The sequence below is a fragment of the Acidobacteriota bacterium genome (assembly GCA_040752915.1).
GTDB lineage: Bacteria > Acidobacteriota > UBA4820 > UBA4820 > DSQY01 > JBFLVU01.
Genome location: JBFMHB010000017.1, coordinates 21,132 through 47,025, shown reverse-complemented (window position 1 = coordinate 47,025; position 25,894 = coordinate 21,132). Strand labels below are relative to the sequence as shown.

18 protein-coding genes are annotated in these 25,894 nt (G+C 66.7%); 10 read left to right on the top strand and 8 right to left on the bottom strand.

Features of this window, described 5'->3' with window-relative positions; translation table 11 throughout:
* Positions 1-570 precede the first annotated feature (570 nt).
* From AB1824_05080 to AB1824_05070, 3 genes are all read left to right on the top strand, one after another.
* Entirely contained in the window at positions 571-1,602 is a 1,032-nt protein-coding gene (locus AB1824_05080) for a hypothetical protein (GenBank protein ID MEW5764331.1), read from the top strand.
* Between the two features lie 100 nt (positions 1,603-1,702).
* Positions 1,703-2,053, top strand: coding sequence for a hypothetical protein (locus tag AB1824_05075; GenBank protein ID MEW5764330.1), 351 nt, complete (start codon positions 1,703-1,705; stop codon positions 2,051-2,053).
* A 456-nt stretch (positions 2,054-2,509) separates the two neighbouring features.
* A complete protein-coding gene (locus AB1824_05070) occupies positions 2,510-5,014 on the top strand; it encodes a DNA polymerase I (GenBank protein ID MEW5764329.1) in 2,505 nt (834 codons plus the stop codon).
* A gap of 22 nt (positions 5,015-5,036) precedes the next feature.
* On the opposite strand, the gene thyX is transcribed toward AB1824_05070, so the two are convergent.
* The gene (gene thyX, locus AB1824_05065; GenBank protein MEW5764328.1) at positions 5,037-5,849 is read right to left on the bottom strand and encodes an FAD-dependent thymidylate synthase; all 813 of its coding nucleotides are present in this window, start codon (positions 5,847-5,849) and stop codon (positions 5,037-5,039) included.
* A gap of 115 nt (positions 5,850-5,964) precedes the next feature.
* Here thyX and AB1824_05060 point away from each other — a divergent pair, with 115 nt between their 5' ends.
* Together AB1824_05060 and AB1824_05055 are read left to right on the top strand one after the other, a co-directional pair.
* Positions 5,965-7,509 (top strand): HD domain-containing phosphohydrolase, encoded by a 1,545-nt coding sequence (locus tag AB1824_05060; protein ID MEW5764327.1) that lies wholly within the window; start codon positions 5,965-5,967, stop codon positions 7,507-7,509.
* A gap of 36 nt (positions 7,510-7,545) precedes the next feature.
* Positions 7,546-9,669 carry a prolyl oligopeptidase family serine peptidase gene (locus AB1824_05055; GenBank protein ID MEW5764326.1) on the top strand — a complete coding sequence of 708 codons (2,124 nt, stop codon included), beginning with the start codon at positions 7,546-7,548 and terminating at the stop codon, positions 9,667-9,669.
* A gap of 79 nt (positions 9,670-9,748) precedes the next feature.
* Here the strand turns inward: AB1824_05055 and AB1824_05050 are convergent, their stop codons facing one another.
* From AB1824_05050 to AB1824_05025, 6 genes are all read right to left on the bottom strand, one after another.
* Positions 9,749-11,224 carry a hypothetical protein gene (locus AB1824_05050; GenBank protein ID MEW5764325.1) on the bottom strand — a complete coding sequence of 492 codons (1,476 nt, stop codon included), beginning with the start codon at positions 11,222-11,224 and terminating at the stop codon, positions 9,749-9,751.
* Positions 11,225-11,311: 87 nt separating this feature from the next.
* Positions 11,312-12,718, bottom strand: coding sequence for a pyruvate kinase (gene pyk, locus AB1824_05045; GenBank protein MEW5764324.1), 1,407 nt, complete (start codon positions 12,716-12,718; stop codon positions 11,312-11,314).
* A 151-nt stretch (positions 12,719-12,869) separates the two neighbouring features.
* Positions 12,870-13,844: a YbhN family protein gene (locus tag AB1824_05040; protein ID MEW5764323.1), complete on the bottom strand. Its 975-nt coding sequence runs from the start codon at positions 13,842-13,844 to the stop codon at positions 12,870-12,872.
* A 4-nt stretch (positions 13,845-13,848) separates the two neighbouring features.
* A complete protein-coding gene (locus tag AB1824_05035; protein ID MEW5764322.1) occupies positions 13,849-15,447 on the bottom strand; it encodes a GMC family oxidoreductase in 1,599 nt (532 codons plus the stop codon).
* Positions 15,448-15,553: 106 nt separating this feature from the next.
* Entirely contained in the window at positions 15,554-17,170 is a 1,617-nt protein-coding gene (locus tag AB1824_05030; protein ID MEW5764321.1) for an aldehyde dehydrogenase family protein, read from the bottom strand.
* A 17-nt stretch (positions 17,171-17,187) separates the two neighbouring features.
* A complete protein-coding gene (locus tag AB1824_05025; protein ID MEW5764320.1) occupies positions 17,188-17,520 on the bottom strand; it encodes a BMC domain-containing protein in 333 nt (110 codons plus the stop codon).
* Between the two features lie 190 nt (positions 17,521-17,710).
* Between AB1824_05025 and AB1824_05020 the strand changes: the two genes are divergently transcribed.
* From AB1824_05020 to AB1824_05000, 5 genes are all read left to right on the top strand, one after another.
* Entirely contained in the window at positions 17,711-18,295 is a 585-nt protein-coding gene (locus AB1824_05020; GenBank protein ID MEW5764319.1) for a prepilin-type N-terminal cleavage/methylation domain-containing protein, read from the top strand.
* Position 18,296: 1 nt separating this feature from the next.
* On the top strand, positions 18,297-18,830 hold the full coding sequence (locus tag AB1824_05015) for a prepilin-type N-terminal cleavage/methylation domain-containing protein (protein ID MEW5764318.1): 534 nt from the start codon (positions 18,297-18,299) through the stop codon (positions 18,828-18,830).
* Between the two features lie 136 nt (positions 18,831-18,966).
* Complete coding sequence (locus AB1824_05010) at positions 18,967-20,238, top strand: prepilin-type N-terminal cleavage/methylation domain-containing protein (GenBank protein MEW5764317.1); 1,272 nt, start codon at positions 18,967-18,969, stop codon at positions 20,236-20,238.
* Between the two features lie 2 nt (positions 20,239-20,240).
* Positions 20,241-20,846, top strand: coding sequence for a PilX N-terminal domain-containing pilus assembly protein (locus AB1824_05005; GenBank protein MEW5764316.1), 606 nt, complete (start codon positions 20,241-20,243; stop codon positions 20,844-20,846).
* Positions 20,847-20,861: 15 nt separating this feature from the next.
* Positions 20,862-24,071, top strand: coding sequence for a PilC/PilY family type IV pilus protein (locus AB1824_05000; protein MEW5764315.1), 3,210 nt, complete (start codon positions 20,862-20,864; stop codon positions 24,069-24,071).
* 77 nt (positions 24,072-24,148) lie between these two features.
* On the opposite strand, the gene AB1824_04995 is transcribed toward AB1824_05000, so the two are convergent.
* Positions 24,149-25,708 (bottom strand): putative sulfate exporter family transporter, encoded by a 1,560-nt coding sequence (locus AB1824_04995; GenBank protein ID MEW5764314.1) that lies wholly within the window; start codon positions 25,706-25,708, stop codon positions 24,149-24,151.
* Between the last annotated feature and the right edge of the window lie 186 nt (positions 25,709-25,894).

The window sequence follows — 25,894 nt, the reverse complement described above, 5'->3', positions numbered from 1 at the left end:
TGTTCTCTCCAAAGGCCTCCCTTCTTCGTAGGGGAGGGCCCCCGCGCCCTCCCCCCACGAAGGCCTCCACCGTAGCGGCCCTTGCTCGCCAAGGGCCGGCCCTTCGGCCGATGCGAGCATCGGCCGCTACGAAGACAATCCCCGCGACGGTAAGTACGGAGGAGGCTTGAAACGCCGAATCGAACGGGGCAGAATCGAAGCCACCGGCAGGGGAAAACAACGGAGAGAGGCCAACGGGTCGGCCGGCCGCGTGAAGGGTCTAGGCCTTGAAAAGGGCAGCCTAACCTGGCGGGCTTATCCTGGGAGGCTGACAGAAGGGGGGCTATCTACATGACTCACATACAGTTGCCAGTATCAGCCTATGTTCTGATAGGCGGCAAGCCAGTGATAGCCCGCCATGTCAGCGGGCTATCACGGCCGTCTATTGGTAGTTAGCCGTCACAAATGCTATTCAGCACAACCGCTCGCACCGATCACAATCCTAAGCGCGCGACAGAAACTGAGTTCGCTTTCTTAGACCGATGCGCTTGGCCTGCCGCCGATAGGGTTCGGTCGTTACTGGAGGTCTGTTTGGAGAATTACCCCACTGCGGAACAGTCAGAACTAATCGCGCGTCTCCGCTCAGGTGACCCTCGCCACTTCGCCTCCGGGACGTTCGAACTGTTCATACACGAGTACCTGCGACGATTGGGATTCGCGCTGACACCTCACCCCGAGCTGCCGAATGGATCGTCAACCCGACCCGATTTTTGCATTACCTGCCCCGACGGCAGTCAGCTCTACCTAGAGGCAGTCTGCGCGTCGGACGATGATGGTCGGGACGTACCGTCGGAAGCCCGGAAGGCCGTCGCTTTGCAGGTGCTTGATTCCGCCTATCACCATTCCTTCATGGTGGCCGTTGATTCCACAGGCGACCCCGCAACACAACCTAGCGGCAGGCGCCTAGCGACTGAGGTTGTTCGGTGGCTTGACACGCTCGACCCAGACCTCGTCATTGCCGAGTCGGCCGATAACTACGCAGCCTTGCCCGAATTCCAGTGGCAGCACGAGGACTGGCGAGTCCGGGTACGCGCCATCCCTGTGAAGCCTGAAGCTCGGAGGTTACCGCGGCGCCTGATTGGGATGCGTAACTTCGGCGCCGGCTTTATTGACACCTGGACCCCGATTCGCGAAGCGGTACTGTCTAAGGCACGATGGTACGGTGTGCTTGACTTGCCATTGGTTGTGGCGGTCAATGTGGATACCTTCAACCTTGATCCAATCGACGAAGCGCAGGCTCTATTCGGCCAGGAGCAGTTCATTTTCACCGTCGGCGCAGAGCAGGATGAACCGCGCTTTGAGCGCGCCCCGAATGGCGCATGGCGAGGGCCTTCCGGCCCACGCGGAACTCGGTGTAGTGGCGCGTGGCTATTCAGCAATCTCTCCCCATACACACTTGCGCGCAGAAGGCATACGCTCTATGTGAACCCCTGGGCAAACCTTCAGCTACCTGACTCCTTTCTACGGATGCCCAATGCCAAAGTCGTGAACGATCGAATTCAGCACAACGCCGGAGAGACCTTTCGCGAAGTACTTGGTCTTAGTGAGAATTGGCCAGAATGACGCCTAACCCGCGGCTCGACCCGACCCGTTCCGGCGGGCTTCGCCCGCCTTCACGGGCGGGTCAACCGCAACGTTACGCCGGTGAAGGAGTGTTAGAGAAATGGTCCTCCTAAATGTCGGTACCGAAGTCTCAACAGGTATGAATGTTGGTTGGACAATACTGGCCGTTGTTGTCCTTCTCGTACTGCTGTGCCCTATGGCCTACGCATCTTTCTACAAAGCAAAGCGCCTAAGCTCAACCAAATACAGTCATCACGTTGGAGCGTTATTGAATTTGGTGATTGGCCTCGCCATTTCATCGGCGTTATTGTTCCATCATAAAGACATTACAGGTATTCTGCTCGCCGCGATTCTAGGCAGCTATTTCCTGGCACTTTCAATAGTTCATTTTAGGCAGATCAAGGGTACAAGCGAAGAAGACAAAAGCAAAAGGGGTCAGGTCTTGTATTGACACATTTCCCCTTGCCACTCCGACATGAACAAGGTTGGCTCTTTGCAAGGGGCTCCTTCGAAGCGGGAATGGGAGAGCAGCGAGGCCGAAGCCGCGGGCCTGTTTGCGAAACCTGCCCACCGCGGTGGGCTTTACCCAGCCGAGCGCCGAGAGGGAAGGGGCCAACCCCTTCCCTCTCGGATTAGTAACAGCCTTCGCTCGCGGTGGTCTAGGTTTTAAAGGACACGTTGAGCGGTCCCCTTGAAAGCACAGGGGAATCCGCCCACCGGTGATCCACGGGGAGCGTCAAGGGGCGCGAACTGGCCTTGGTATAGGCCGATGGTTGCATCGGCCGAGATGCCGGCCCATGCAGGTCAGAAAGGCCGCTTCCGTGGAGGACTTCGAGGAGAGCGGCCAAGGGGGGCCGCCCGGAGGGCCTGGATTGGCGCTACAATGGAGACCCTGCGGGAGACCGGAATGGCTCAGACCTTGTACCTCGTGGACGCCTCGTCGATCCTGTTCCGGGCCTTTTACGCCATCCGGAGCCTCTCCACGCGCGACGGCCGGCCCACGAACGCCATCTACGGCACCCTCAAGATCGCGGAGAAGCTTCTGAAGGACCACCGCCCGGAGCGCGTGGCCTTTGTTTTCGACACGCCCGCGCCCACCTTCCGCCACGAGGCCTTCGAGGCCTACAAGGCCAACCGCCCCGACATGCCCGACGACATGGCGAGGCAGATCGAGCCGGCGAAGGAGATCCTGAGGGCCATGGGCCTTCCCCTCCTCGAAACGCCGGGGTACGAGGCCGACGACCTCATCGGGACGCTGGCCCGGCGCGCCGTGGAGGCGGGAATGGAGGCGGTCATCGTCACCGCCGACAAGGACCTCTTCCAGCTGGTCCGGCCGGGGGTGCGCGTCCTGCACACGAAGAAGGAGGACGCCCTCCTCGACGAGAAGGGAGTGGAGGAGGTCTTCGGCGTGCCGCCCGAGCGCGTGGTGGACGTGCTGGCCCTCTGGGGCGATCCCACGGACAACATCCCCGGCGTTCCGGGGATCGGCGAGAAGGGCGCCAAGGAACTCGTGCGCCAGTACGGGGATCTGGAGGCGGTCCTGGGCCACGCCGCCGAGGTGACCCGCAAGGCTTACCGGGAGGGGCTCTTGCAGTTCGCGGACCAGGCCCGCCTCTCCCGGGACCTCGCCACCATCCGCACGGACGCGCCCGTGGACATTCCGCTGGAAGACCTGCGGCTGGCCGCCCCCGATCGGGAGCGCCTCCAGGCCCTCTTTCGGGAGTACGAATTCTCTTCTCTCGTGGTGCCCGATCCGGGCCAGGCCCCTCCGCCCGGCGCGGAGGCCCCCTCCGCGCGACCGCTGGACGGCCCCGGGTGGGAGGCCCTCTCCCGCGCGGGCGATGTCGGGATGGCCTGGACCGAGGAGGAGATCTTCCTCTCGGACGGCTCCGGCGTGTGGGTCCTTTCCTCCCAAGCCCCGGATGCGCCTCGCCTCGCCCGCCTGCCCCTGTGCGTTCACGGGCTGAAGAGCCTCCTGCGGCGGATGGGGCCCTCCGAATTCCTTCCGGGACCGGGGGCGCTGGACGCGGCGGTGGTGGGGTATCTCCTGGACCCCTCGGCCCGGGTGCCTTCGGTGGCGGACCTTTCGGAGCGGTTCCTCTCCCTCCGGACGGAAGGCGGCCCCCCCGCCCTCCAGGCCCTCCTCCTGGCCCGCCTGGCGCCGGCCCTGCGGGCCGAGCTGGTGCGCCTGGGCATGGGACGCCTCTACGAGGAGATCGAAGGGCCGCTCATCCCCGTTCTGGCTCGCATGGAGGCGGCCGGCGTCGCGGTGGATTCGGCCTATTTCCAGAGGCTGGGCGAGGAGATGGGCGGGGCCCTCAGGGATCTGGAGGGGCGGATCCACGCGGCGGCGGGCCTGTCGTTCAACGTGGCGAGCCCCCGCCAGGTGGGGGAGGTCCTCTTCGAGAAGTTGAACCTGCCCGTCCAGAAGCGCACCTCGAAGACCAAGAGCTACTCCACCGACAGCGAGGTCCTCGAGGCCCTCCGGGAGGCCCACCCCGTGGTGGGCCTGATCCTGGACCACCGGATGCTGGCCAAGCTCAAGGGCACCTACGTGGACACCCTGCCCCAGCAGGTGGACCCGGCCACGGGGCGCATCCACGCGGCCTTCCACCAGACCGTGGCGGCCACGGGGCGCCTCTCCTCCTCGGACCCCAACCTCCAGAACATCCCCGCGCGGGGCGAGTGGGGGCCGCGCATCCGCCGCGGCTTCCTCGCCGCCGAGGGGCACCTCCTGGCGGGGGCCGACTACAGCCAGATCGAACTGCGCATGCTCGCCCACCTCTCGGGGGACGAGGCCCTGGCGAGGATCTTCACGGAGGGCCGGGACATCCACACGGCCACGGCCTCGGAGGTCTTCGGCGTGGCCCCGCCCTTCGTCACGCCCGACATGCGCCGCCAGGCCAAGGCGGTGAACTTCGGCGTCCTCTACGGCATGGGGCCCTTCGGCCTGGCCCGGGAGCTTGGGGTTTCGCAAAAGGAGGCCAAGGCCTTCATCGAACGGTACTTCGCGCGATTCCCTCGGGTGAGGGCCTACGTGGACGGGGTCGTGGAGTCGGTCCTCGCGGCCGAGGAGGTGACGACGATCCTCGGGCGCCGCCGGCTCTTCCCGGGCATCGCCCGCGCCGCCAAGCCCCTCCAGCAGGCCCTGATCCGCCAGGCCGTGAACACCACCGTCCAGGGCAGCGCCGCGGACCTCATCAAGAAGGCCATGGTGGAGGTGGAGCCCCGCCTGCCCCAGGGCGCGCGCCTGGTGCTCCAGGTCCACGACGAACTCATCGTGGAGGCCCCGGAGGCCCTGGCGCCTCAGGTGGCGAAGATCTTGAAGGACTCCATGGAGGCCGCCCTTCCGCTGAAGGTCCCCCTCGTGGCCGGGACGAGCGTGGGAAAGCGCTGGAGCGATCTCAAGTAGGCGCCCTCTGCCCTCGGGTCGCCTACTCCGTGCCCAGTTTCTCCCGAACTTCCTTGGGAAGGTCCCCCTGCCCCTCGAGGCGGGACTTGAGCCAGCGGGCGGACTCGGAGGAGAGGGTCACGGCGTAGAGGACGTGGCGCTCGAAGGCGGCGTAGGCCAGGGGCGCCACGGCGCGCGTGAGGTCCGCGATGACTCGCGCGTACTGGCGGATCTCCCACTGGGCGTGGGCGTCGAGCCGCAGTTTGAGGAAGCGGAAAAGGTTGTTGAGGTCCATCTGCCAGTACCACTCGGTGTACAGGCTCAGGGGAAGGCCGATGCGGGCCACCTCGCGGGCCAGGTTCTTTTCCAGCATGGCTTCGTAGCGGGCGTAGGCTTCCGCCTGGCCGGCCGCGAGCCCTTCCACGACGGCCCTGGCGTCGTCCTCCGAGAGGCTCTCCTCGGAGCGGCCCTGCTTGTTCACCTCCGATTGGGTTCTCAAGGTCTGAGCCGTGGGGACGTAGAACTCGTCCTTCATGACCGAGTAGCGTCCCGAGATCTCGTTGAGGCGCGCCGTGCGGTGGCGCACCCACTGCCTCGCCACGAAAATGGGAAGCTTCACGTGGAGGGTCAGGACCACCTGCTCGAAGGGCGAGGTGTGCTGGTTGCGCATGAGGTAGTCGATGAGGGCCGCGTCTTCCCGGACGGTCTTCGTGCCCCGACCGTAGGAGACGCGCGCCGCCTGGACGATGCGTTCGTCGGAGCCGAGGTAATCGACGAGGCGGACGAAGCCCTTGTCGAGAACCGGGAATTCCCGGTCGAGCAGGGCCTCCGCCTCGGGAACCACCACGTGGGCCATGGGAACCTCCGGCGCCAGGATAGCCGCGCGGCCGGCGGGCGGTCAACGAGCGGCGGGCGAAACCGCGGCGCTCCTGGCTTCGTATAAACTGGTTTGCGAGGGCGAAGGGGGGGCGATGACGCACCGGATCCTGGTGGCCGACGATGACGCCCTGGTGAGGGCCATCCTTTCGGGGGTCCTGGAGCCCGAGGGATACGACCTCTCGGAGGCCGTCGCCGGCGCCGAGGTCCTGGCCCACGTGAACCTCTCGCCGCCGGACCTCATCGTGCTCGACCTGGAACTCCCGGGCGGGGACGGCTTCTCCGTCCTGAAGGCCCTCAAGGAGGAGGAGAGCACCCGCTTCATCCCCATCGTCGTGATCACGGGCCTGGAAGACCGGGAGTCGCGGATCCGTAGCCTGGAACTGGGGGCCGACGATTTTCTCCTCAAACCCGTGGATCCCCTGGAGCTCCGCGCCCGGGTGCGCTCCCTCCTCCGGTTCAAGCGGATGAACGACCAGCTCCTCAACGCCTACCGGCAGATCGGGGACCTGGGGGCCATCGCCGAAGGGCTGTTCCTCAGCCGGGAGCCCCTGGACCGGCTCGGAGAGGCCGTCGTCGCGGCCCTCCTGCGGGAAGGCGGCGCGGACTCCCTCCGCCCGTCCCGCCTCTGGGCGGGGAGCGAACAGGCTGGAACGCTGGCCGGAACGGCCTTCCGCCTGGTGGAGGGACGCCTGGAGTCCACTCCGGCGCGCATCCCCCTCGCCTGCCTGGAAAGGGGCCTGGAGCCGGCGGGGCGGGAAGGGGGACTCTTCTGGCTGGGCGGGAGGCTCCCCTCGGACCTGGAGCCCCTTTTCGGCCCCCCTGGGACCCTGGCGGGCCTCGCCGGCCTCTCCCACGGGGACCATTGGGTCCTCGCCGCCGGCTACTCCCAGGAGGTGAACATCCACGACGCCCAGGTGCTGAGGACCCTGGCCCTCGAGCGGGGCTTTCTGGAGCGCCTTTCGGAGCAGGTCCGGGAGACCGAGGCCTCCTTCGTCTACATGATGACCGCCCTGGCCCGCGCCGCCGAGCTGAACGACCAGGACACGGGGAACCACATCCTGCGGGTCAACGCCGCCTCCGTCCTGCTCGCCGGCCGCCTGGGATGCGGCGGCGATTTCCTCAAGTGGATCGGCCACAGCGCGCAGATGCACGACGTGGGAAAGCTCAGCCTCCCTCCCGCCGTCCTGAGGAAGCCGGGTGCCTTGACCCAGGAGGAGTGGTCCTGGGTGCGGCGCCATCCGCGCTACGGCGCCGTGATCCTGGGAGATTCGCCCCGGCTGGGCATGGCCAGGGAGATCGCCCTGTGCCACCACGAGAACTGGGACGGGACCGGCTATCCCGACGGTCTTTCCGGGGAGGCCATCCCCCTCTCGGCGCGCATCGTGAAGGTGGTGGACGTGTACGACGCCCTCCGCAGCGCGCGTCCCTACAAGCCGCCGCTGGGCCACGCGGAGGCCCTCCGGATCCTCGCCGCCGGGGACGCGCGCGTCCGCCCGGGCCACTTCGACCCGGAGGTGCTCGCCTGCTTCCTCGGCCACGAAGGGGAGATTCTCGACCTCCATCGCGCCTATGCCGATGTTCCGCTCACGCCGTCGGGAGACGCCGATTCTCCAGCGGATTCACCGAAGGTTCACTGATCCATGACCAAGTCCGATCGGAAGGAGTAAAGCCCCATGCGCACATTCACGAAGGAAACGGTCCTCGGAGCGCTGGCCCTGGCCGTCTGTCTGGCTGGGGGGGCGGAAAGTCCCGGGGCGGGGATCTCGTACCCGGCCACCCGCGCCGAAAAGGTGACCGACGACTACTTCGGCACGGCGATTTCGGATCCCTACCGCTGGCTGGAGAACGGTGAATCGCCCGAAGTGGCCGCCTGGACGGAGGCCCAAAACGCCGTCACGCGGCGCTACCTCGACGCCGTCCCGGCTCGGCCGGCCATCGCCAAGCGGCTCAAGGCGCTGTGGAACTACGAGAAAATGGACACGCCGGTCGAGGCCGGTGGCCTGCTTTTCTACACGAAAAACGACGGCCTCCAGAACCAGTCTCCTCTTTACGTCCAGGAGGGGCCCGAAGGCGCGTCCCGTGTCCTCATCGACCCGAACACCCTGTCCGCCGACGGCACGGTGGCCATGGACTGGTGGTACGTGAGCGAAAAGGGGAAGTACGTGGCCTACGGCACGTCCCCGAACGGCACGGAGCAGAGCGTCCTGCGGATCCGGGAGACGGCCACGGGCCGGGACCTTTCCGACGTCATCGACGGGTGCCGGTTCTCCTCGGTGGCGTGGCTTCCCGACGAGACGGGGTTCTACTACACCCGTTTTCCCAAGCCGGGAACGGTCCCGGAGAACGAGAGGAACTACAACCGGAAGGTCCTCTTCCACAGGCTGGGCGACGATCCGGAGGCGGACACGCTGGTTCTCGCCTGCCCGGCCAAGAAGGAGATCGGCTTCGGCGTGGCCCTCTCCAACGACGCGAACCACCTGCTCATCTCCGCCTACGAGGGCTCGGACCGCAGCACGGAAATCTGGGTGAAGGACCTCCGGTCGGGCGCCCTCGTCCAGATCACGCGGGGCTTCCACGACCAGTACGAGGGCGAAATCTACAACGGGGTCTTCTACTGCCTCACGACGGAGGGCGCGCCCAACGGGCGCGTCTTCGCCGTGGACCTTGTGGATCCGCGTCGCGAGAAGTGGACGGAGATCATCCCCGAGGGGAAGGACTCCCTGGACAGCATCGCGATCTACGGCGGACGACTCTTCGTGGAGTCGCTCCACAACGCCACCTGCCGGGTGGACATCCGGGGGCTCGACGGAAAGGACCTGGGCAGCGTCCCCCTCCCGCCCATGGTCTCGGTTTCAGGCACCTCGGGCCGGTGGGACAGCCGCCGGGTCTTCCTGACGGTCTCGGGCTTTACCCTGCCGAAAACCGTCCTGAGGTACGACGTGGGGGAGGGAAGCCTCGCCACCTTCTTCGCGCCGAGGGTCCCCTTCCGCACCGACGACTTCGCCACCGAGCAGGTGTGGGTGACGAGCCGGGACGGAACGAAGGTGTCCATGTTCGTGGCCCACAAGAAGGACTTGCGCAGGGACGGGACCGCCCCCTGCTACCTCACCGGCTACGGCGGGTTCACGATCTCCGAGACGCCCTTCTTCTCCCCCGTCGTCCTGTGGTGGCTCGAACAGGGAGGCGTCTTCGCCCTGCCCAACCTGCGGGGCGGAGGAGAGTACGGCGAAGCCTGGCACCGGGCCGGGATGCGCGAGAAGAAGCAGAACGTCTTCGACGACTTCTACGCGGCGGCCGAATTCCTCGTCGCCAACGGATACACCTCGAAGGAACGCCTCGCGGCGGAGGGCGGATCGAACGGAGGCCTGCTCACGGGAGCCGCGCTGACCCAGCGACCGGACCTCTTCGGCGCCGTGGTCATCGAGGTGCCTCTCCTCGACATGCTCCGCTACCACCGCTTCTCCATCGCCCGCTATTGGATCCCCGAGTACGGCTCTTCGGAGGACCCGGAGCAGTTCAAGTACCTCCGCGCCTACTCGCCCTACCACAACGTCCGGGGCGATGTGACCTACCCCCCCACCCTCCTCATGACGGGGGCCAGCGACAGCCGGGTGGACCCGCTCCACGCGCGCAAGATGGCGGCTCTCCTGCAGGCCGAGGGCAAGGGAGGGCCCTTCCTCCTTCGCGTCGAAACCAAGGCGGGGCACGGGCAGGGAAAGCCCACGGCCAAGCGCATCGAGGAGGCCGCGGACCGATTCGCCTTTCTCGTCCGGACCCTTGGGATGAAGGTGCGGTGATCGAGAGATCGCTCCGCGGTCCATGAAAAGGGGGGAGGCCTTCGGGCCTCCCCCCTCCCGCCTTCGGGGCGAAAACGGGCTAGGGCGTGGCGGCCCTCAGAGCCTGGGCGAAGCGCTCGAAAAAGGGATGAGCGGGAAAGAGGCTCTCGAAGAGGGCCGGCGCCACGGAGAGGGTCTCCTCCGGGCCGAGGCAGTATCCCATGGTGGTGAACTTGGCGCGGAAGCCCGCCACTTCCTCCGCCGCGTCCTTCTTCCGGATCACCACGTCGGCGAAAATCCGGGCCAGATCCGAGAAGTCGCCTTCCTTCATGCCGAAGCGAGTCATCTCCTGGACGCCCGTTCTCAGGCCGCTCGGGTGGTAGAAGGTCTCGTCGTCGGGAAGGGCCTGGAAGTTGACGACGATGTGGTTTCGCTCCAGGCGGTGGGCGATCTCCTTGCCGTCGCCGAAGGGGGAGACGCGCACCACGACCTGGTGGGTGTGCGTGAAGCCCTCGGCCTCCCCGCCCTCCACGGGGATTCCCTCGCGGGAGAGCGCGGCGGCGAAGGCCCGGGCGTTGGAAAGCACCTGCCGCTGGTACTCCTCCCGGAAGGCGTTCATCTCGAGGGTGGCGGCCAGCATGGCGAGCTGGGTCCCGAGGTGGTGGTTGCTGGTGGAGCCGGGGAAGGCGCGTCCCTGGATCTCCGTCCACAGTTTTCTCAAGGGGCTCTCTTTGGGGAAGCGGCCCGCCACGATGCCCCGCTGGGGACCGAAAAAGGTCTTGTGGGTCGAGCCGGTGACCACGTCGGCCCCTTCCGAAAGCGGATCCTGGAAGTGCGGGCCGAGGATTCCGAGCACGTGGGCCCCGTCGAACATGACGATTGGGCGGTACCCGCCCAGGGACTGCACGTGGGACCTCAGGGCGGTCACGGGCTCGGGATGAAGGAAGAGGCTCTTCCCGAAGATCACCAGGGGCGGGCGGTGCCGGTCCACGAGGGCGAGCATCTTCTCCACGTCGATCTTGTACGGATTTCCCGGCTCCAGCGGAAAGTTGACGACGTCGCCGTCCACGAAGTTGAAGAGGGCCCCGAAGGGCTGGGCCGAGAGGTGGCCTCCGGCGTTCAGGCCGTTGTTCATCACCGCCGGGATGCGCCCCGAGGCGCTCAACGGCGCGAAGCCGTCGGGCTTGGCCGAGAGGAACTTCAGGACCGCCTTGAAGACGATCTCGTTGGCCATCTGCCCCGAGACGGGCCGCGTCTCCACCTCCTCGCCGCCGATGTAAGCGCCGAATTCGGCCTTGAGCCGCTGCTCCACTTCGTAGATGAAGTCCGTGCCCTGGTAGTAGTAGACCTGGTCTCCCTTGAGGGCCCCCGAGCCCTGGAGGGACTCCACTTCCTTCTTGAGGGCCGTCTTGTGCTCGGCGTACCGCCCCGAGGGATCTCCGATCTCGCAGAGCTTGACGAGGAGGGACGGCGTGTTCTCGGAGGGGATCAGGTTCACGCAGCGCCTCTGGCGCCAGCGGTTGTTCTCCACCACTTTCTCGACGAGTTCGCGGACGTTCTGCACGAGAGAATCCATGTCTTCCTCCCACATCCCGGCGCCGGGCCCTTCATCTTACTCCCGCAACGGCCCCGCTGGTGCCTGGGGCGCGAGGGGAAACCCGTATCAGACCCGGTGCAATTTCAGCACGTTGGTGATCTCCGATTCGCCCGCCAGCATGGAGAGGGTGACGAGGACCGTCTGTCCGGCGTGGATGTGGCCCGCCCGGCTGGCGGCCTCGAGGGCTCCCGTGACGGCCTTCTCCGCGTCGAAGGCGGGCTCCACCCGCAGGGGCACGACGCCCCACACCACGGCCAGCCGCCTCAGAACCTCCTCGTGGGCCGAACAGGCGATGACCGGACAGGCCATGTGGAACTTGGAGAGGAGCCGGGGCATCCGGCCCGTGGGCGTGATGGAGAGCACGGCCGCGGCCCCGAGGTCCCGCGCGGCGCTGGCGGCCGCGTGGCTGGCGGCGTGATGAAAGTCGGCCACGCCCGTGAAAGGCTGACGCTCCGGGTGGTAGAAGGGGCTCCGCTCGGCCTCCTCGGCGATGCGGTGGAGGAAGGAGACGGCCTCCACGGGGTATTTCCCCGCGGCGGACTCCCCCGACAGCATGACGGCGTCGGTGCCGTCGAAGATGGCGTTGGCCACGTCCGACACCTCCGCCCGGGTGGGGGTCGGATGGTCCACCATGGACTCGAGCATCTGGGTGGCCGTGATGACGAACTTCCCCCTCCGGTTGGCCTCGGAGATGATCGTCTTCTGGGCATGGGGCACCTTCTCCAACCCCAGTTCGACGCCGAGGTCGCCCCGGGCCACCATGACCCCATGGACCTCCGAAAGGATCCCGTCCAGGTGGTCGAGGGCCTCGGGCTTTTCGATCTTGGCCACGATCCACGGCGGGTGGGGGGACTTGCCGAGGAGGGCTTTCAGGGCTCGGAGGTCTCCCGGACGCCGGACGAAGGAGAGGGCCACGAAATCCACGCCGAGTTCGAGGCCGAAGGCGAGGTCCCGCTTGTCCTTGGCGGTGAGGGACGGAGTGCTCAGCTGAACCCCGGGCAGGTTGATCCCCTGGTGGGAGCGGAGGGGGCCTCCGCGGGCCACCTGGGTAAGAACCTCGCTCCCGGCGAGACGCTCGACATGGAGCTCGATCGTGCCGTCGGCGAGGTAGATCCGGTCCCCCTTTTTGACGTCCTTCGGAAGGCGCGCGTAGGTGGTGTGGGCCCGGGACGTACTGCCCTCGCAAGGCTTGATGGTAAGGGTGAAGGGGGCTCCTTCCTCCAAATGGACGACGGGATCGCGGAACGAACCCAGGCGGATCTTGGGCCCCTGGAGGTCCTGGAGAGCCGCCAGAGGCCGCCCGATCTTCCGCGACACCTTGCGAAGGGCCTCGTAGCGTCGGGCGTGGTCCGCGTACGTGCCGTGCGAAAAGTTCAGCCGGCCCACGTCCATGCCCTGGAGGGCCAGGGCCTCGATGCACGCCTCGGTCTGGGCCGCCGGGCCCAGGGTGCAGACGATCTTGGTTCGCGCCACCTCTCCCCTCCGGGCGCCATTTTAAAGCAAATCGCCTCCGGAGGAAGGCGCGTCGGCACGCGAAAGTTGTCTCTTCTGGAGAATCCGTGCGGGCCTACGAGCCGTTGCGCCGCCCTTCGGGATGCACAGATTCGCAAGAGTAGCCCGAAGGTTAAACCCGGTGGCGCGCCCGGTCGAGGAGCGCGCGCAGGTACTTCCTGCGGCGGCGGAGGTGACCCCTTCCCTCGAGGGCGAAGTAGAGCAGGGCCGCCACCGCCAGGGGAAAGAGGTAATAAACGCCGCGGAAGAGGAGGAGTCCGCCCAGGACGGAGGCCTCGGGCGCCTGGGGCGGGAGAAGGACGAGGACCGCCGTGTCCAGGACGCCGATGCCGGCCGGAATCTGAAGGAGCCACACGCCCAGGGCCGCCGGGACGTAGATGCCGAAGATCGTCCAAAAGCGAAGGCCCGGGTCTGGAGGGAGGAGCAGGTGGAGCGTGGCGGCGGCCAGCGACCAGTCCAGGGCCGATACGGCCAAGGCGGCCAAGGTCCTTGACCCGGAGGGCGGAGGGAGGGTCCAGCCGCGAAGCCGAACGGGGGTCCGACGGAAGAGGGTCCACAGGAAAAAGACCAGCCAGCCCCCCAGGAGAAGGGTCCCGATCCAGCGGGGATCCAGGCCCGTTCGCAGGAGGAGCCCTCCCGCGGGAACGAAGGCGAGGGCCGCCCCCGCCATGGCCAGGCTTCCGGTCCAGTAGGCGAGGGCGCTCCCGGCCACCACGCGGAGAATGTCCGGGACGGGAAGCCCCCAGAGGGCGTACACCCGAAGGCGGAACGGCGTTCCCGTGAGGAGGGGGTAGCCGGCGTTCATCCCGAAGGCGGAGCCGATGAACGCGGCGGCGGCGACCTTGGGATAGGGCAGGCGCACGGCCGCCGCCCGACAGGCCACGGCGTCGTACCCCGTGATGGCGAGGTGGCCGAGAGCCGCCGCGAGAAACGCGGCGGCAATGTGGCCGGGGGGAAGGGTTTTCAGGGCCGCGAAGACCGCCCTGGGATCCAGGCGGAGCCACTGATAGGTGAACACCCATGCGGCCCCGGCGACGAAGGCCGCCATGAAGGCCGTGCGCCACAGGTGGCGGGCGTGTTCGGTCACGGGCTCACCCCGCGCGGGGGGAGTCGCCCCGGGCAGGGATCCGGCTCATGGCGTATTCGGTCAGTGCCGCGATGGTGAGGCTCGGGTTCACCCCCAGGTTTGCGCCGATGACCGAGCCGTCGCAGATGTAGAGGCCTTCGTGGCCGAAGGCCCGGCACTCCGCGTCCACCACGCCGTCCTCGGGGCCCTTCCCCATGGCGCAGCCGCCCAGGATGTGGGCCGTCGTGGGAATGTTGAGGAGAACTTCGTTGAGCGAACTCTGCGGGGTGGCCCCCAGGCGCTCGGCCACCTTCCGCGCCGCCTCGTTGGCCAGGGGAATGTAGGCCGGAACCCGGGGATGGCCCGGAGGGTCCTCCGAGGTGAGGGCCCTACCGAAGGGCCAGTACCATCTTCGCTTCAGGAGGAGCCGCATGCGGTTGTCCAGAGTTTGCATGACCAGGAGAATCACGGTCTTCCGCGCGCGCCCGAGGGGCCAGAGGGTCCGGAGGAATCCGACGGGGTTCTTCAAGCAGTTGCCGATCCACTTCAGGGGCCGCGTGAGCCGGGTCCCGCCGTCGGTGAGAGGGGTGCCGAGAAGGCACATGACGTCCGAGCCCCGGGGATAGCGGACGGGCTCGAACCGCGTCACGTCGTCCAGGAAGACGTGGGAAGTGATGGCGACGCCCTCGCACAGGTCGGGGCTCCTGCGCCCCCCGGTGATCCCGAGGAGCGCCTCGCTGTTGGTCCGGGCATAGTCGCCCAGGCGGTCGGACAGATGGGGCAGGGCGCCCCGTCGCTTGGACTCCAGGAGCAGTGGGACGGACCCCAGGACCCCCGCCGCCACCACCACGTTTCGCGCGCGGATCTCGCTCCGGCCCTTGAACAGGGGCCGCGTGGCGCGCTCCGTCTCGAGGCGGTACCCGCCGTCCGGCAGGGCCGCCACGAGCGTGACGCGCGTCTCGGACAGGATGCGGGCCCCCTGCTTTTCGGCCAGGTAAAGGTAGTTCCGGTCGAGGGTGTTCTTGGCCCCCACGCGGCACCCCACCATGCATCCCGCGCAGAAGGTGCATCCCGTCCGGTCGGGGCCCTCTCCTCCGAAGTAGGGGTCCGGCACGGTGCGGTCCGGCTCTCCGAAAAAGACCGCCACCTGGGTGGGTTCGAAGGTCCCCTCCCGGCCCATTTCCTCCGCCACCTGCCGCAGGACCTCGTCGGCCCGCGTGAGCCGTGGGTTGGTGACCACTCCCAGCATGCGCCGCGCTTCCGCGTAGTGGGGTTCGAGGACCCTTTTCCAATCCCTCAAGTCTCGCCACTTCGGGTCCTGAAAGGCCTCCTCCGTGGGGGTCATGAGGACGTTGGCGTACACCAGGCTGCCTCCCCCCACGCCCGCTCCGTGCAGGACGAGAGAGTCCCTCAGAAGCGTAAGCTGCTGGATTCCCGTGCAGAGGATCTTCGGGAACCAGAAAGAGTCCCAGACCTTCCAGTTGGTGGAGGGGAAGTCTTGGGGCCGCCACCTCCGGCCCTGCTCGACCACCAGGACGGAGTACCCCTTCTGGGCCAGGCGAAGGGCCGCCACCGAGCCGCCGAAGCCCGATCCCACGACGACGAAATCCCAGCCTTCGCCCATCGGCCACCCCATTCCTGACAAGCCCCATCGCTGGGGTTCGATCACGCGCGGGACACGATCCGGCCGCACCGGAAGGGAGGCCCGACGGTTCGTTGTCCCCCGCGCCTCAGTCCCGGTCGAAGACCCGGTGCTGTTCGCCCAGCTCCCGGGCCGAGGGGGTCAGGAGGGTCCGGGCATGAATCCGGATCCTCCGGCCGTCCCGAAGGGCGGATCGAACGTCGGCCTCGCACACGAAATCGGACGGGCGCTCGGGCTCCCGCGCGGGGGCCGACGGGGCCTGCCCCCCACGGCCGGCCGGTCCGAGCTTCTGGGCCAGGAACCTGCGCGCCGCGTCCTCGAGACCGTCCGGCACCTTCACGAGAGGCGGCAAGGGGACGGCCGTCGGTTCCTCGAGGGGCCGAACCTCCAGCGCGACGCGCTTTCGGTCCATGAGGTGGAGGGGCGTGATGTTGTCGCTCGTGATGTTGTTGCCGAGGGCGCCGCACCCCAGGGTCAGGGCGGGCGGCAAGTTGGTCGTGTAGCCGATGGCCCCGTGGGTTCCCGGGCTGTTCACCACGATGCGGAAGACGGGCTTGCGCAGGGCGAACTGCCGGATCACTTCGGGATCCTGCGTATGGAGGCACAGGGTGTGGCCCAACCCTCCGTACTGGAGGACCTCGATGCACCGCTGGCATCCCGCCTCCCACCCGTCGGCCTCGAAATAAGAAAGGATGGGGGAGAGCTTTTCCAGAGTCAGGGGGAAGTCTCGCCCCACCCCGGCCTCGGGGACCAGGAGGGCCCTCACCCCGGCCGGCAGGTCGAAGCCCGCCATCGATGCGATGGCCTGGGGGGACCGGCCCACCACTTTGGGGTTCAGGCGTCCATCCTTGTCCACCACCAAGGCCTCGAGAAGGGCCTTCTCGCGGTCGTCCACGAAATACCCGCCCGCGGCGGCGAACTCCTCCCGGGCCTTTTCGGCGAGGGGGGCGTCCACGATGACCGACTGCTCGCTGGCGCAGATGGTCCCCCAGTCGAAGGCCTTGCCGGCCACCACGTCCCGCACGGCCTTCTTCAAGACGGCGGTCCTCTCGATGAAGGCCGGCACGTTGCCCGGTCCGACCCCGTAGGCGGGCTTCCCGGAGGAGTAGGCGGCCATCACGAGGCCCATCCCGCCGGTGGCCAGGATGACGTTCACTCCGGGGTGGCGCATGAGGGCCTGGGTGTCCTCGATGGAAGGGTTCGGGAGCACCCCGACGATGCCCCGGGGAGCCCCCGCCGACACGGCGGCGTCGTGGAGGGCGTCGGCCACGGCCTGGATGCAGGCCTTGGCCGTCGGGTGGGGGGAGAGCACGATGCCGTTGCGGGCCTTGAGGGAGATGAGGATCTTGTACAGGGCCGTGGAAGTGGGGTTGGTGGAAGGGACCACCGCCGCCACGACGCCCACCGGAGAGGCCACCTCGTACAGGCCCTGGGCCGGGTCCGCGGACAGAAACCCAACGGTGCGCATGGGGCGGATGTAGCGATAGACGTCCTCGGCGGCGAAGCGGTTTTTCACCGTCTTGTCGGCCACCGTTCCGTAGCCCGTCTCCTCGTGGGCCAGCCGGGCCCACTTCTCGAGGAGGGGGAGGCTGGATGCGTGCATGGCGTCCAGGACCTTGTCCACCTGGTCCTGGGAGAACTCCGAGAAGAGGGCCTGGGCCCTTCGGACGGAGCCCACAACCCGATCCACGTCTTGTCGGGCCATCGAGGACCCCTATGGAATCAGGATTTCCGGCGGCCCCCCGCCTTCGCCGCGGGCGTCGGGCCCTTCGCCGACGAGGGCTGGGGGAGGATGGATTCCACCTGTCCGTAGGGCATGGGAATGACGTGGACGGAGACGATCTCCCCCACCCGCCTCGCCGCGGCGGAGCCGGCGTCCACGGCGGCCTTGACGGCTCCCACGTCGCCCCGGATCATCACCGTGACGAAGCCGCTGCCCACGTACTCCTTGCCCACGAGGAGAACCCGGGCGGCCTTCACCATGGCGTCGGCGGCCTCCACGGCCGCCACGAACCCGCGCGTTTCGATCATGCCCAAGGCTTCCAGCGGGATCATTCCCCTCTCCTCGCGATCCAGTACATTATGAGGGAGGAATCGACGGTGTCAACGCCGGCCAAAGGGAGCCGGGTATGTTACCAAGAGTAACGAATATGCGACAATTGATGGGTGACCCATGTTGAAATGGCCTCCGCGCCGAGATAGGATCTCTGGCACGGTGCTTGCCAACTCTCTTCCGGAGGTGAAGATGCGGGGATCCCGGGGGTTCGGGAGCGGGCAGAGAGGCTTCTCGCTCATCGAAATGCTCATCGTGATGGCGATCTTGGGCCTCATCGCCGTCATCCTCACGGTGGCCGTCAGCAAGACCTTGAAGCGCCAGCGGCTGGAGACCGCCGCCCAACAGCTCAAGAGCTTCGTGGACCGAGCCTACGTGGAAACCTCCCAGACCGGGCTGGGAGTGTTCGTGCAGATCGGCGCCGTCCAGGCCAACGGCACCCGAACCGTAAGCCTGGTCGAGGACACGAACTCCAACGGAACGCCCGAGAGCACGGATACGGTCCTCGGCACCGAAACCATCACGGCCGACATCGTTCTCTCCAATTCGGCGGTGGCGGCGAACCAGTGGCCCACGGTGGGCGGCGCCCTCACCCTCCTGTGCGACACCATGGGACGGGCCGTGGACCCGACGACCAACCGGCAGATCCAATCCGAAGCCCAGGTGACGCTCACCCACGTGGAAATGACCGGATCGGGAACGCTCAAGCCGAGGTTCAACTTCACCCTCGGGGTGACGCCTCTGTGGAGGCCCACCACCACGAAGACGAGGTACTGAGATGGAAAAGGAGAAACGGCTTCCGCCCGGCGTGGCCCCGGCGAGGGAGAGGGGAAGCAGCCTCATCGAGGTGCTCATCGCCCTCATGATCCTCTTCTTCCTCATGATCGGTGTCCTGCAGATGTTCGCCATGGCCTACCTCGTGAACCTCGGTTCGGCGGCGCGAACCGAGATGACCTTCAAGTGCGAGCAGGTCATGGAAAACATCCGCTTCTTCCGCTACCTCCAGGCGGAAGGGACCCCCCTGCCCTCGGGCACGGGATTCACCTTCGCGGCGGGCACCTACAACCTGCCCTACGAGGACACGGAGCTGTCGGGTTCCTATTGGGGGCCGGCCCAGGCCAACGTGGTGGACCGGGGCAAGGCGCCCTACCGCCTGGCCATCCAGGTGGACGACGGGGACACGGCCGGCGTCGCCGAGCACTGGATCGTCACCGTCACCGCAACCCCCTCGCTGGATGCGGGAGTCCAGCGGTACCAGGGAATTGGGATTCGCAGGAAGAGGGTGGACTATGTGGCGCAGATTCCCAAGTAACCCAAGCGGCGCGGCGGAACCTCACGTGCCTCCGGCTGTGGTTGTGCCAGGACGGGCTGAGACACGCTTTCTCCTGAAGAGGGAGGGCCATTCCCTCCCCCTCCGCTGGCGTAGCCAGACGGAGGGACCCCCACCCTTGGACGCCCTCTTCGCCTTCGGCTCGATGGCCCTCCATCCCTCGTTCGACGAAATGCCTTCGGGGCGAAACGACGAAACCAGCCGCATGGGGGGGCACAGCCCTTCTTTCAACGGGGGATGGAGGCGTGAGTCCGAACGCGGTTTTACGCTCATCGAGGCCACCATCTCCATGACGCTCCTCGTGGTGGTGCTCGTCCTGTCCCTCACTTTTCTCTTCTCCATGCGGGCCTTCGCCCAGCGCCAGGAGCTCTTCGCCTCCCCGCGCCAGACGGCCCGGCGCGCGATGGACTACGTCTCCTACTACGTGCGGGGCGCCACGGACATGAACGTCCGGGCGGGCAACCCCAACGCCCTGAGCATGTACTATTCGGTCAAGTCGGGCTCCAACTTTATCCCCCAACAGACGACCTTCAACAACGTCACGAACGCGGCCTACGCCGACGTGGGCACGGACCTCATCAACATGGCCAAGCCCACGGGCACCCTCCTGATCCCCATCATCGACTGGCCGGGCTTTCAGCACGCCGCCAACGTGCGCTTCTCCTTCGACCTGGGCTGTCCGGACAGCGACCTGAACATGGAGCTCTTCAAGGAGATGACGGGCTACATCCCAGGGTCCAACCCGTCGGCGAGCGGCCTCCTCACCCTGGTGGACGACACCGGCCAGTGGGCCTACTACCAGATCACGAACTACCTGGAATCGGGAAACATCGACAACTGCGAGCCCCACACGGGCTCGGGGTGGGAGGGCTCCACGGGCCCCGAGATCCACGTGACCAATAACCCGGGCCAGTCCGATGGGATCAACCCGCCGGCGGGTCAGCCCAACTTGGTCAATCCCAAACTGGCCTCCATCTCCTACATCAGCTTCCGGGTGAAGAACGGCCAGCTGCAACAGCGACAGGGACTCTTCGATCTGAACAACCCCGACGCGGGGTACGTCCCGCTCCTCGACGACGTGGAGGACCTTCAGATTGCTTACGTGTACAACGACGGGACCATTTGGAATACGGCCACCCAAGTTCTGACGACCCCCAACGCGATCCCGCCTCAGGACAACCCGGCCGTGGACGTTCGGGACGCGGTCAACGTCTCCGGTCTGCGCGTGACCGTGACGGCCCGGTCCGACGAACTCCCCGCCACCCTGCTCAAGCAGGCCCGCTACAACCGCCCCGCCGCCGAGGACCGGGCCGCCGGGGCGGCGGACCGCCGCTTCCATTACCGGCTGACCACCACCGTCATGCTGCGCAACCGCATCCTGGGGAGCTAGCCATGCGATCGAGAGAGAGAGGGAGCGCCCTCATCACCATCATCCTCGTGGTCTTCGTCCTCACCATGGTGGGGATCGCGGGAGTCCTCTTCATGACCGTGGAGGACAAGATCTCCACCAACGACAAGATGCAGCAATCGGGCCTCTACGGCGCCGACGCGGGCCTGAGGGTGGGCGAGAACGTGGTCTTCGACGCGGTCCTGAACGATCCGTCCACGCTGAACCAGTTCTTCACCTACACGAGCTCCACCGTCCCCGACCTCACGCCGCCGGGCGGCGGCTGGGACGCGGTCATCCTGGCCGACCCGGTGACCGGTGTCGAGTATCACCAGGTGGCCGTCCCCGTGGCCTCCGGCGTGACGGACCGCGTGGTGTACTCCCTGTACGTCCGCAACAACCGGGAGGACGTCTCGCGACAGGAGACGGTGGACGGCGACCTGAAGGTGAACATCATTTCCGTGGGCCAGGTGGTGGACCGTTCGGGCCGGGTCCTCGCGGAGAAAATTCTGGAAGAGCAGATGTTCTGCGGCGGGGCCGGCGGAATGGGCGGCCCTCAGGACCTTGGAAACACCGGCGGCACGTCCTCCGCCGGCCTGAAGAAGCCTTGAGCGAGGAGATCGGCCATGCGCGCTGAGAAGAACCCCTTTCTGACCCTGCTGGGCGTGGCCCTTCTGGCCGCCTTTGCCGCCGGGACGACGGCCCGGGCGGACGAAGGGTACGACCCCATGCTCCAGATCACCCACCAGTTCGCCCGCCCCAACATCTACATCGTCATGGACGTGAGCGGGTCCATGGCCTGGGACCTCTACGGAAGCGACGTGGGGGTGGACGAGCGGGGCACCCTTCCCACGGCCTCCTGGAGCCTCACCTCCTCGAGTGATTGTTCGAGGGGAAAGTGCAAATCCTTCACCTACAGATTGACGGTGACCCAGACCTTCCCCAGCCGCATGACCACGGTGAAGAACGCGCTGGGGAACAGCGTCACCATCGTCACGCCATGGATCGAGCCTCCCGAGTGGGAGGCGGACGAATCCTACGCGTACATCACCGACCCGGACTGGCAGACCGGGACCATCACCGGGCCGACCATCAGCCATTCAGGCAGCTCCCACACGTATACGTGGAAAGTGTCTTATTCCGCCCGCAAGTCGGATCCAGGCGTTCCGTTCGTCGCCTACGATTCGGCGGGCAAGCCGACGGTGGGCACGGGCGGCGTCTCCCAGGCCCCCCTGGACCTCATCGGCGACAGCGCCGATGTGGTGAACTGGGGACTGATCACTTACTCGGGGAGCAACTGCTCCACCCACACCCGGCAGGTGGCCATCGACTCCAACGACACCGGAGTGGTGACCGGCATCGAGGAACGCATGCGGCTCAACAGCGCCGGCGGCCTCGGGGCTGGGGGCTCGACGCCCACCCGCGGCGCCCTGACCTTCGCCAAGACCGAACTCCAGGCCACCTATGACGCCGACCCGAAGTACAACTGCGGCCGGACCTACGCGGCGATTCTCGTGACGGACGGCCTCTCGAACAACTGCAACCCCTCGGGCAAGAACTGGATCGACCCCTGCGGGTCCCCCCCCTACGCGTGCGATGCCGGTTCCTCGGGCTACGACTGCGACGAGAGAAACGGGAAGGACCGGAACTACGACGCCTTCCCGCCGGGGATCTCGGAGGAGATCTGGAACCTCGATCTGAGCGAGAACGGCAGCGAGCCCATCAAGGTCCGCACCTGGGTCATCGGGGTCTCCAACGCCGTGAGCCGGTGCGAGCTCAATTTCACCGCCTACATGGGCCACACGGACGCGGACAGCCCCAACGGCGACGCCGGCTTCGACTTCGAGAACGATCCCTACCTCCCCGCGTCCACGGGAGACGAGAGCAACTACGTGATCGACTCCACCCACACGAACTACGCCTACTTCGCCAGCACCTCGGGGGCCCTCAAGAACGCCTTCGCCTCCATCGTGGCCGCGGTGGCGACGGGGGACTACACGACCTCGGCGCCGGTGGCCAGCTCCACCATTTCCGACGGCAACGTGGCCATGCTCGCCTCGGCCGAATTCCCCACGTGGAAGGGCCACCTCTACTGCTACGACATCAACAACCTCTCCACCATCAAGTGGGACGCCGGAGAAGTGCTCGCCGCGACGAGCGCCAGCGGGAGGTCCATCTACACCTGGAATTCGAGCAACCAGCTCGTGGAGGTCAAGGCCACCAACCTCGCGTCGCTCCGGACCATCGCGGCGGAATTCACCCCCGCCTTCGACACCAGCCAGCTGACGGCGGAGGTCGTGGATTTCGTGAGGGGGAACAACGGCTCCGGCACGGCCCGGCCCTGGAAACTCGGCCCCATCATCAATTCGGCTCCGGCCATCGTGCAGGCACCGGACGCCTACAAACAAGGGAAGGTGGCCGACCACACGACCTTCGAAGCAGGGCAGAAAGACCGGACGGCCCTCGTCTGGATCGGATCCAACGACGGAATGCTCCACGCGTTCAAGGTGGCCGACGGGTCCGAGGTGGTGGCCCTCCTGCCGCCCAACCTCCTGGCCAAACAGGTTCTCCTGTACAACACCTTCCAGGCGGATCCCACGGCCAACCCGGTGGGCCAGCCCAAGATGCCCTCGGACCACGTCTACACGGTGGCCCGATCTCCCCGGTACGGGGACGTGTACTTCAGCAATCTGGATGAGTGGAGGACCGTCATGCTCCTCACCGAGGGTCCCGGTGGCGACCTCCTGGCCGCTCTGGACGTGACCTCCCCCGTATCCACGGACGACAACCACATCCCCCTGAAGGTTCTCTGGACCCGGACCGGTCAGTACCCATCGAGCCTCGCCATGACCGGCCTCAAGGAGACCTGGAGCATCCCCGCGTTCGGATACACCGGCCTGGGGACGGCCAAGGGAATCGTGGGATCGGGGCGCGATCCCAGCTCCACCGCGGCCTCCCAGGTGACCCCGAGCGCCTTCATCTTCGATCCGGCGACGGGGACCTTTTCCACCAAGGTCCTGGGCGTGACGACGCCCGCCCTCGTGGGGAACCAGGCCTTCGCTCCGGGAGTCATGTACGCCATGACGGCCGAAGCCTACTACCCCGACAGCCTCGTGGACCTGGCCCTCCAGGCGGACCTCAACGGGCGCATCTGGTTCCTGCCGTACAGCACCTTCACCCCCGTGGTGGGCATCGACGCCTCCGCCGTGGCCGGCCAGAGCCAGCCCCTCTACTATTCGCCCGCCGCCAGCGGCTACTACAAGGGCTCCACGGGCTACGACCTCTACGCCTTCGGAAGCGGGACCTTCTACGAGAAGTCCGCCGCGGTGACCGGGCCCAACGTGGGCACCACGGGGTACTTCGAACCGTCCCTTTATGTCGTGGCCAAGGAGCAGACGGCCGCCGCCGCGACGTCCGATCAGATCCTCCGCATTCCCATCAAGAGCCTCCTCAAGCCCGGGAGCGACACGGAGACCCTCGGCCGGAGGACCCAGCTCACCGCCACGGCCATGCTCTTCGTTCCCGTCAACAGCGACGTGAAGCCCCTGGCCCTCTTTTCGGTGTACGACCCCGACACGGCGGACTGCGCGGGCACCTCCTACATCGTGCGGATCACCTTCGACATCACCGAGGGCGCTCCGAGCCTGGACTCCAGCACGACCTATGAGGCGGGCTCGGGGGCCAGCTCGGGATTCGCCATCGCGGGCAACCGCGTCATCGTGGCGCGATCGGGCGTGGGCAAGGGCAAGAAGGCCACCATCAGCACGGTGCCGGGCGTCAACCCGAGCCAGGGAACATCCAACCCCGAACCCAACTGGTGGCGCGAACTGAAATAAAACCCCGATCCCGGTTCGACGAAAAAGGGCGGGCCGTCGGCCCGCCCTTTTTCGTCCGCGCTCCTGGCCGGCCCCGCCTAGAACCTCTCCCAGAAACGGGCGAACACGACGGTCGAGAGGAAGTAGCCCAGGGGCACGTTGACCACCACCCCCAGGCTGAAGGCCCAGAAGGGCTTGAGCCCGAAGGTGGAGAGTTCCTTGAACCGCGTCGAGAGGCCGATGCACAGGAAGCACAGGACGAAGGCCCAGGAGCGGAGCTTCTTGATGGGGGAGATGACCTTGGGGGTGAGGACGCCCTCGAACCAGTTGGAAGAGACCTGGAGCTGGTTCAAAGCCCAGACCTGGTCGGGCGTCGCGCCCGCCCCGAGGACCTTGAGATCCTCTCGGGACAGGGTTCCCCGGTAGGAGAGGGACTTCGTCTCGACATCCACCGTGAGCCGTTCCCGGTAGGCCTCGGGCACGGCGTAGGTGGAAAAGTCCGCCGCGTACCCGACGTCCTTGTACTTGCCGGACCAGGAGGCGGTGCCCACGTGGCCTTCAGGGGGTCTGGCCGAGACAAAGCTCAACAGGACGCAGGCGGCGAAGAATCCCAGAACGAACTTGGGGAACCGCTCCCAGACGATTCCCGGACCGAGGCGCCCGCTTTCGCCCTTTTCCCAAAACAGCACCGAGACCACCGAGAGGATCAGGCACCAGATGCCGATCCAGATGTCCCGGCCGATGACCTTCATCAAGGTGAAGGCGTTGATGGGCGCGTCCCCGAAGCGGGTGGCCAGCTCGGCCACCACGGCGAACCCCGCCGCGTCGGCGAACTCCGAGTTCCCCACCCACGCCCCCGCCTCTCCGGGAGAAATGGTGCCCGGAACAAGGAACTTGAGGAGTATCGTCAAGGCGAAGATCATCACGATGGCCCACACCGTGACCACCGCGATGGAGATGGAGATGTGGTCCTTCTTGGCCCGAACGGCGCCCCCCACGGCGATGGAGGCGGACACGCCGCAGACCGCCCCGGCGGCGCCGAGTACGGCGCCGAACTTGGGCTCGAGCTGGAAGAGCCGCGTGCCGGCCAGGTAGATGGTCAGCCAGGTGGTCACGCTGACGAGGGTGGCCTGCAGAAAGGCCACGGGACCCGCCGAGAAGATGAGGGTGAGAGGCAGGGTGGCGCCGAGGAGCACGATGCCCGTCTTGATGTAGTACTCCGTCAGAAGACACTCTCGGAACCAGGCGGGAAGGGGGACGGCATTGGAGACGAGGAGACCCACGATGAGGGCCAGAAGGGGCGCCTCCACGTTGAATTCCTCCATGACCTTCCACCCGGCGGCCACGAAAATGAGGAGGGCGCCCAGGAAGAGCAGGAGAAAGCCCGGAAGGAAGGTCCGGACGGACCGCCCCATGATGGCCATGGAAAGGGTGAAAGCCGCGGCGAACAGGACGAAGATGACCAGGTACCCCCAGCCGTTCTTGGCCGTGTCCGCGAGAAGGCCGGCGAAGGAGGACCACTTGGACGGAATGACCGCCCAACCCTTGATGGATCCTCCCCCCCAGAAGGCCGCCAAGGCCATCAGGACAATCCCCAGGCCCATCCAGACGGACCACCAATCTTCGGTCTTCCAGAGTTTCTCGAACTCCTTGCCCATGTCCTCCGCCTCCTCTCCCCATGTCCCGGATCCGACTCGTCTCGAACGGGCCTTTTCCATCATTCTAGGACAATGCTCCGGTGGGGCAAGTCCTCCCCACGCCCGAGGACGGGGGCCTGGATGACCGGATGCGGGGGGGGCATTTCACCCCCTGGCCGGCTTCTTCTCTGTTTCTATCTGGCGCAG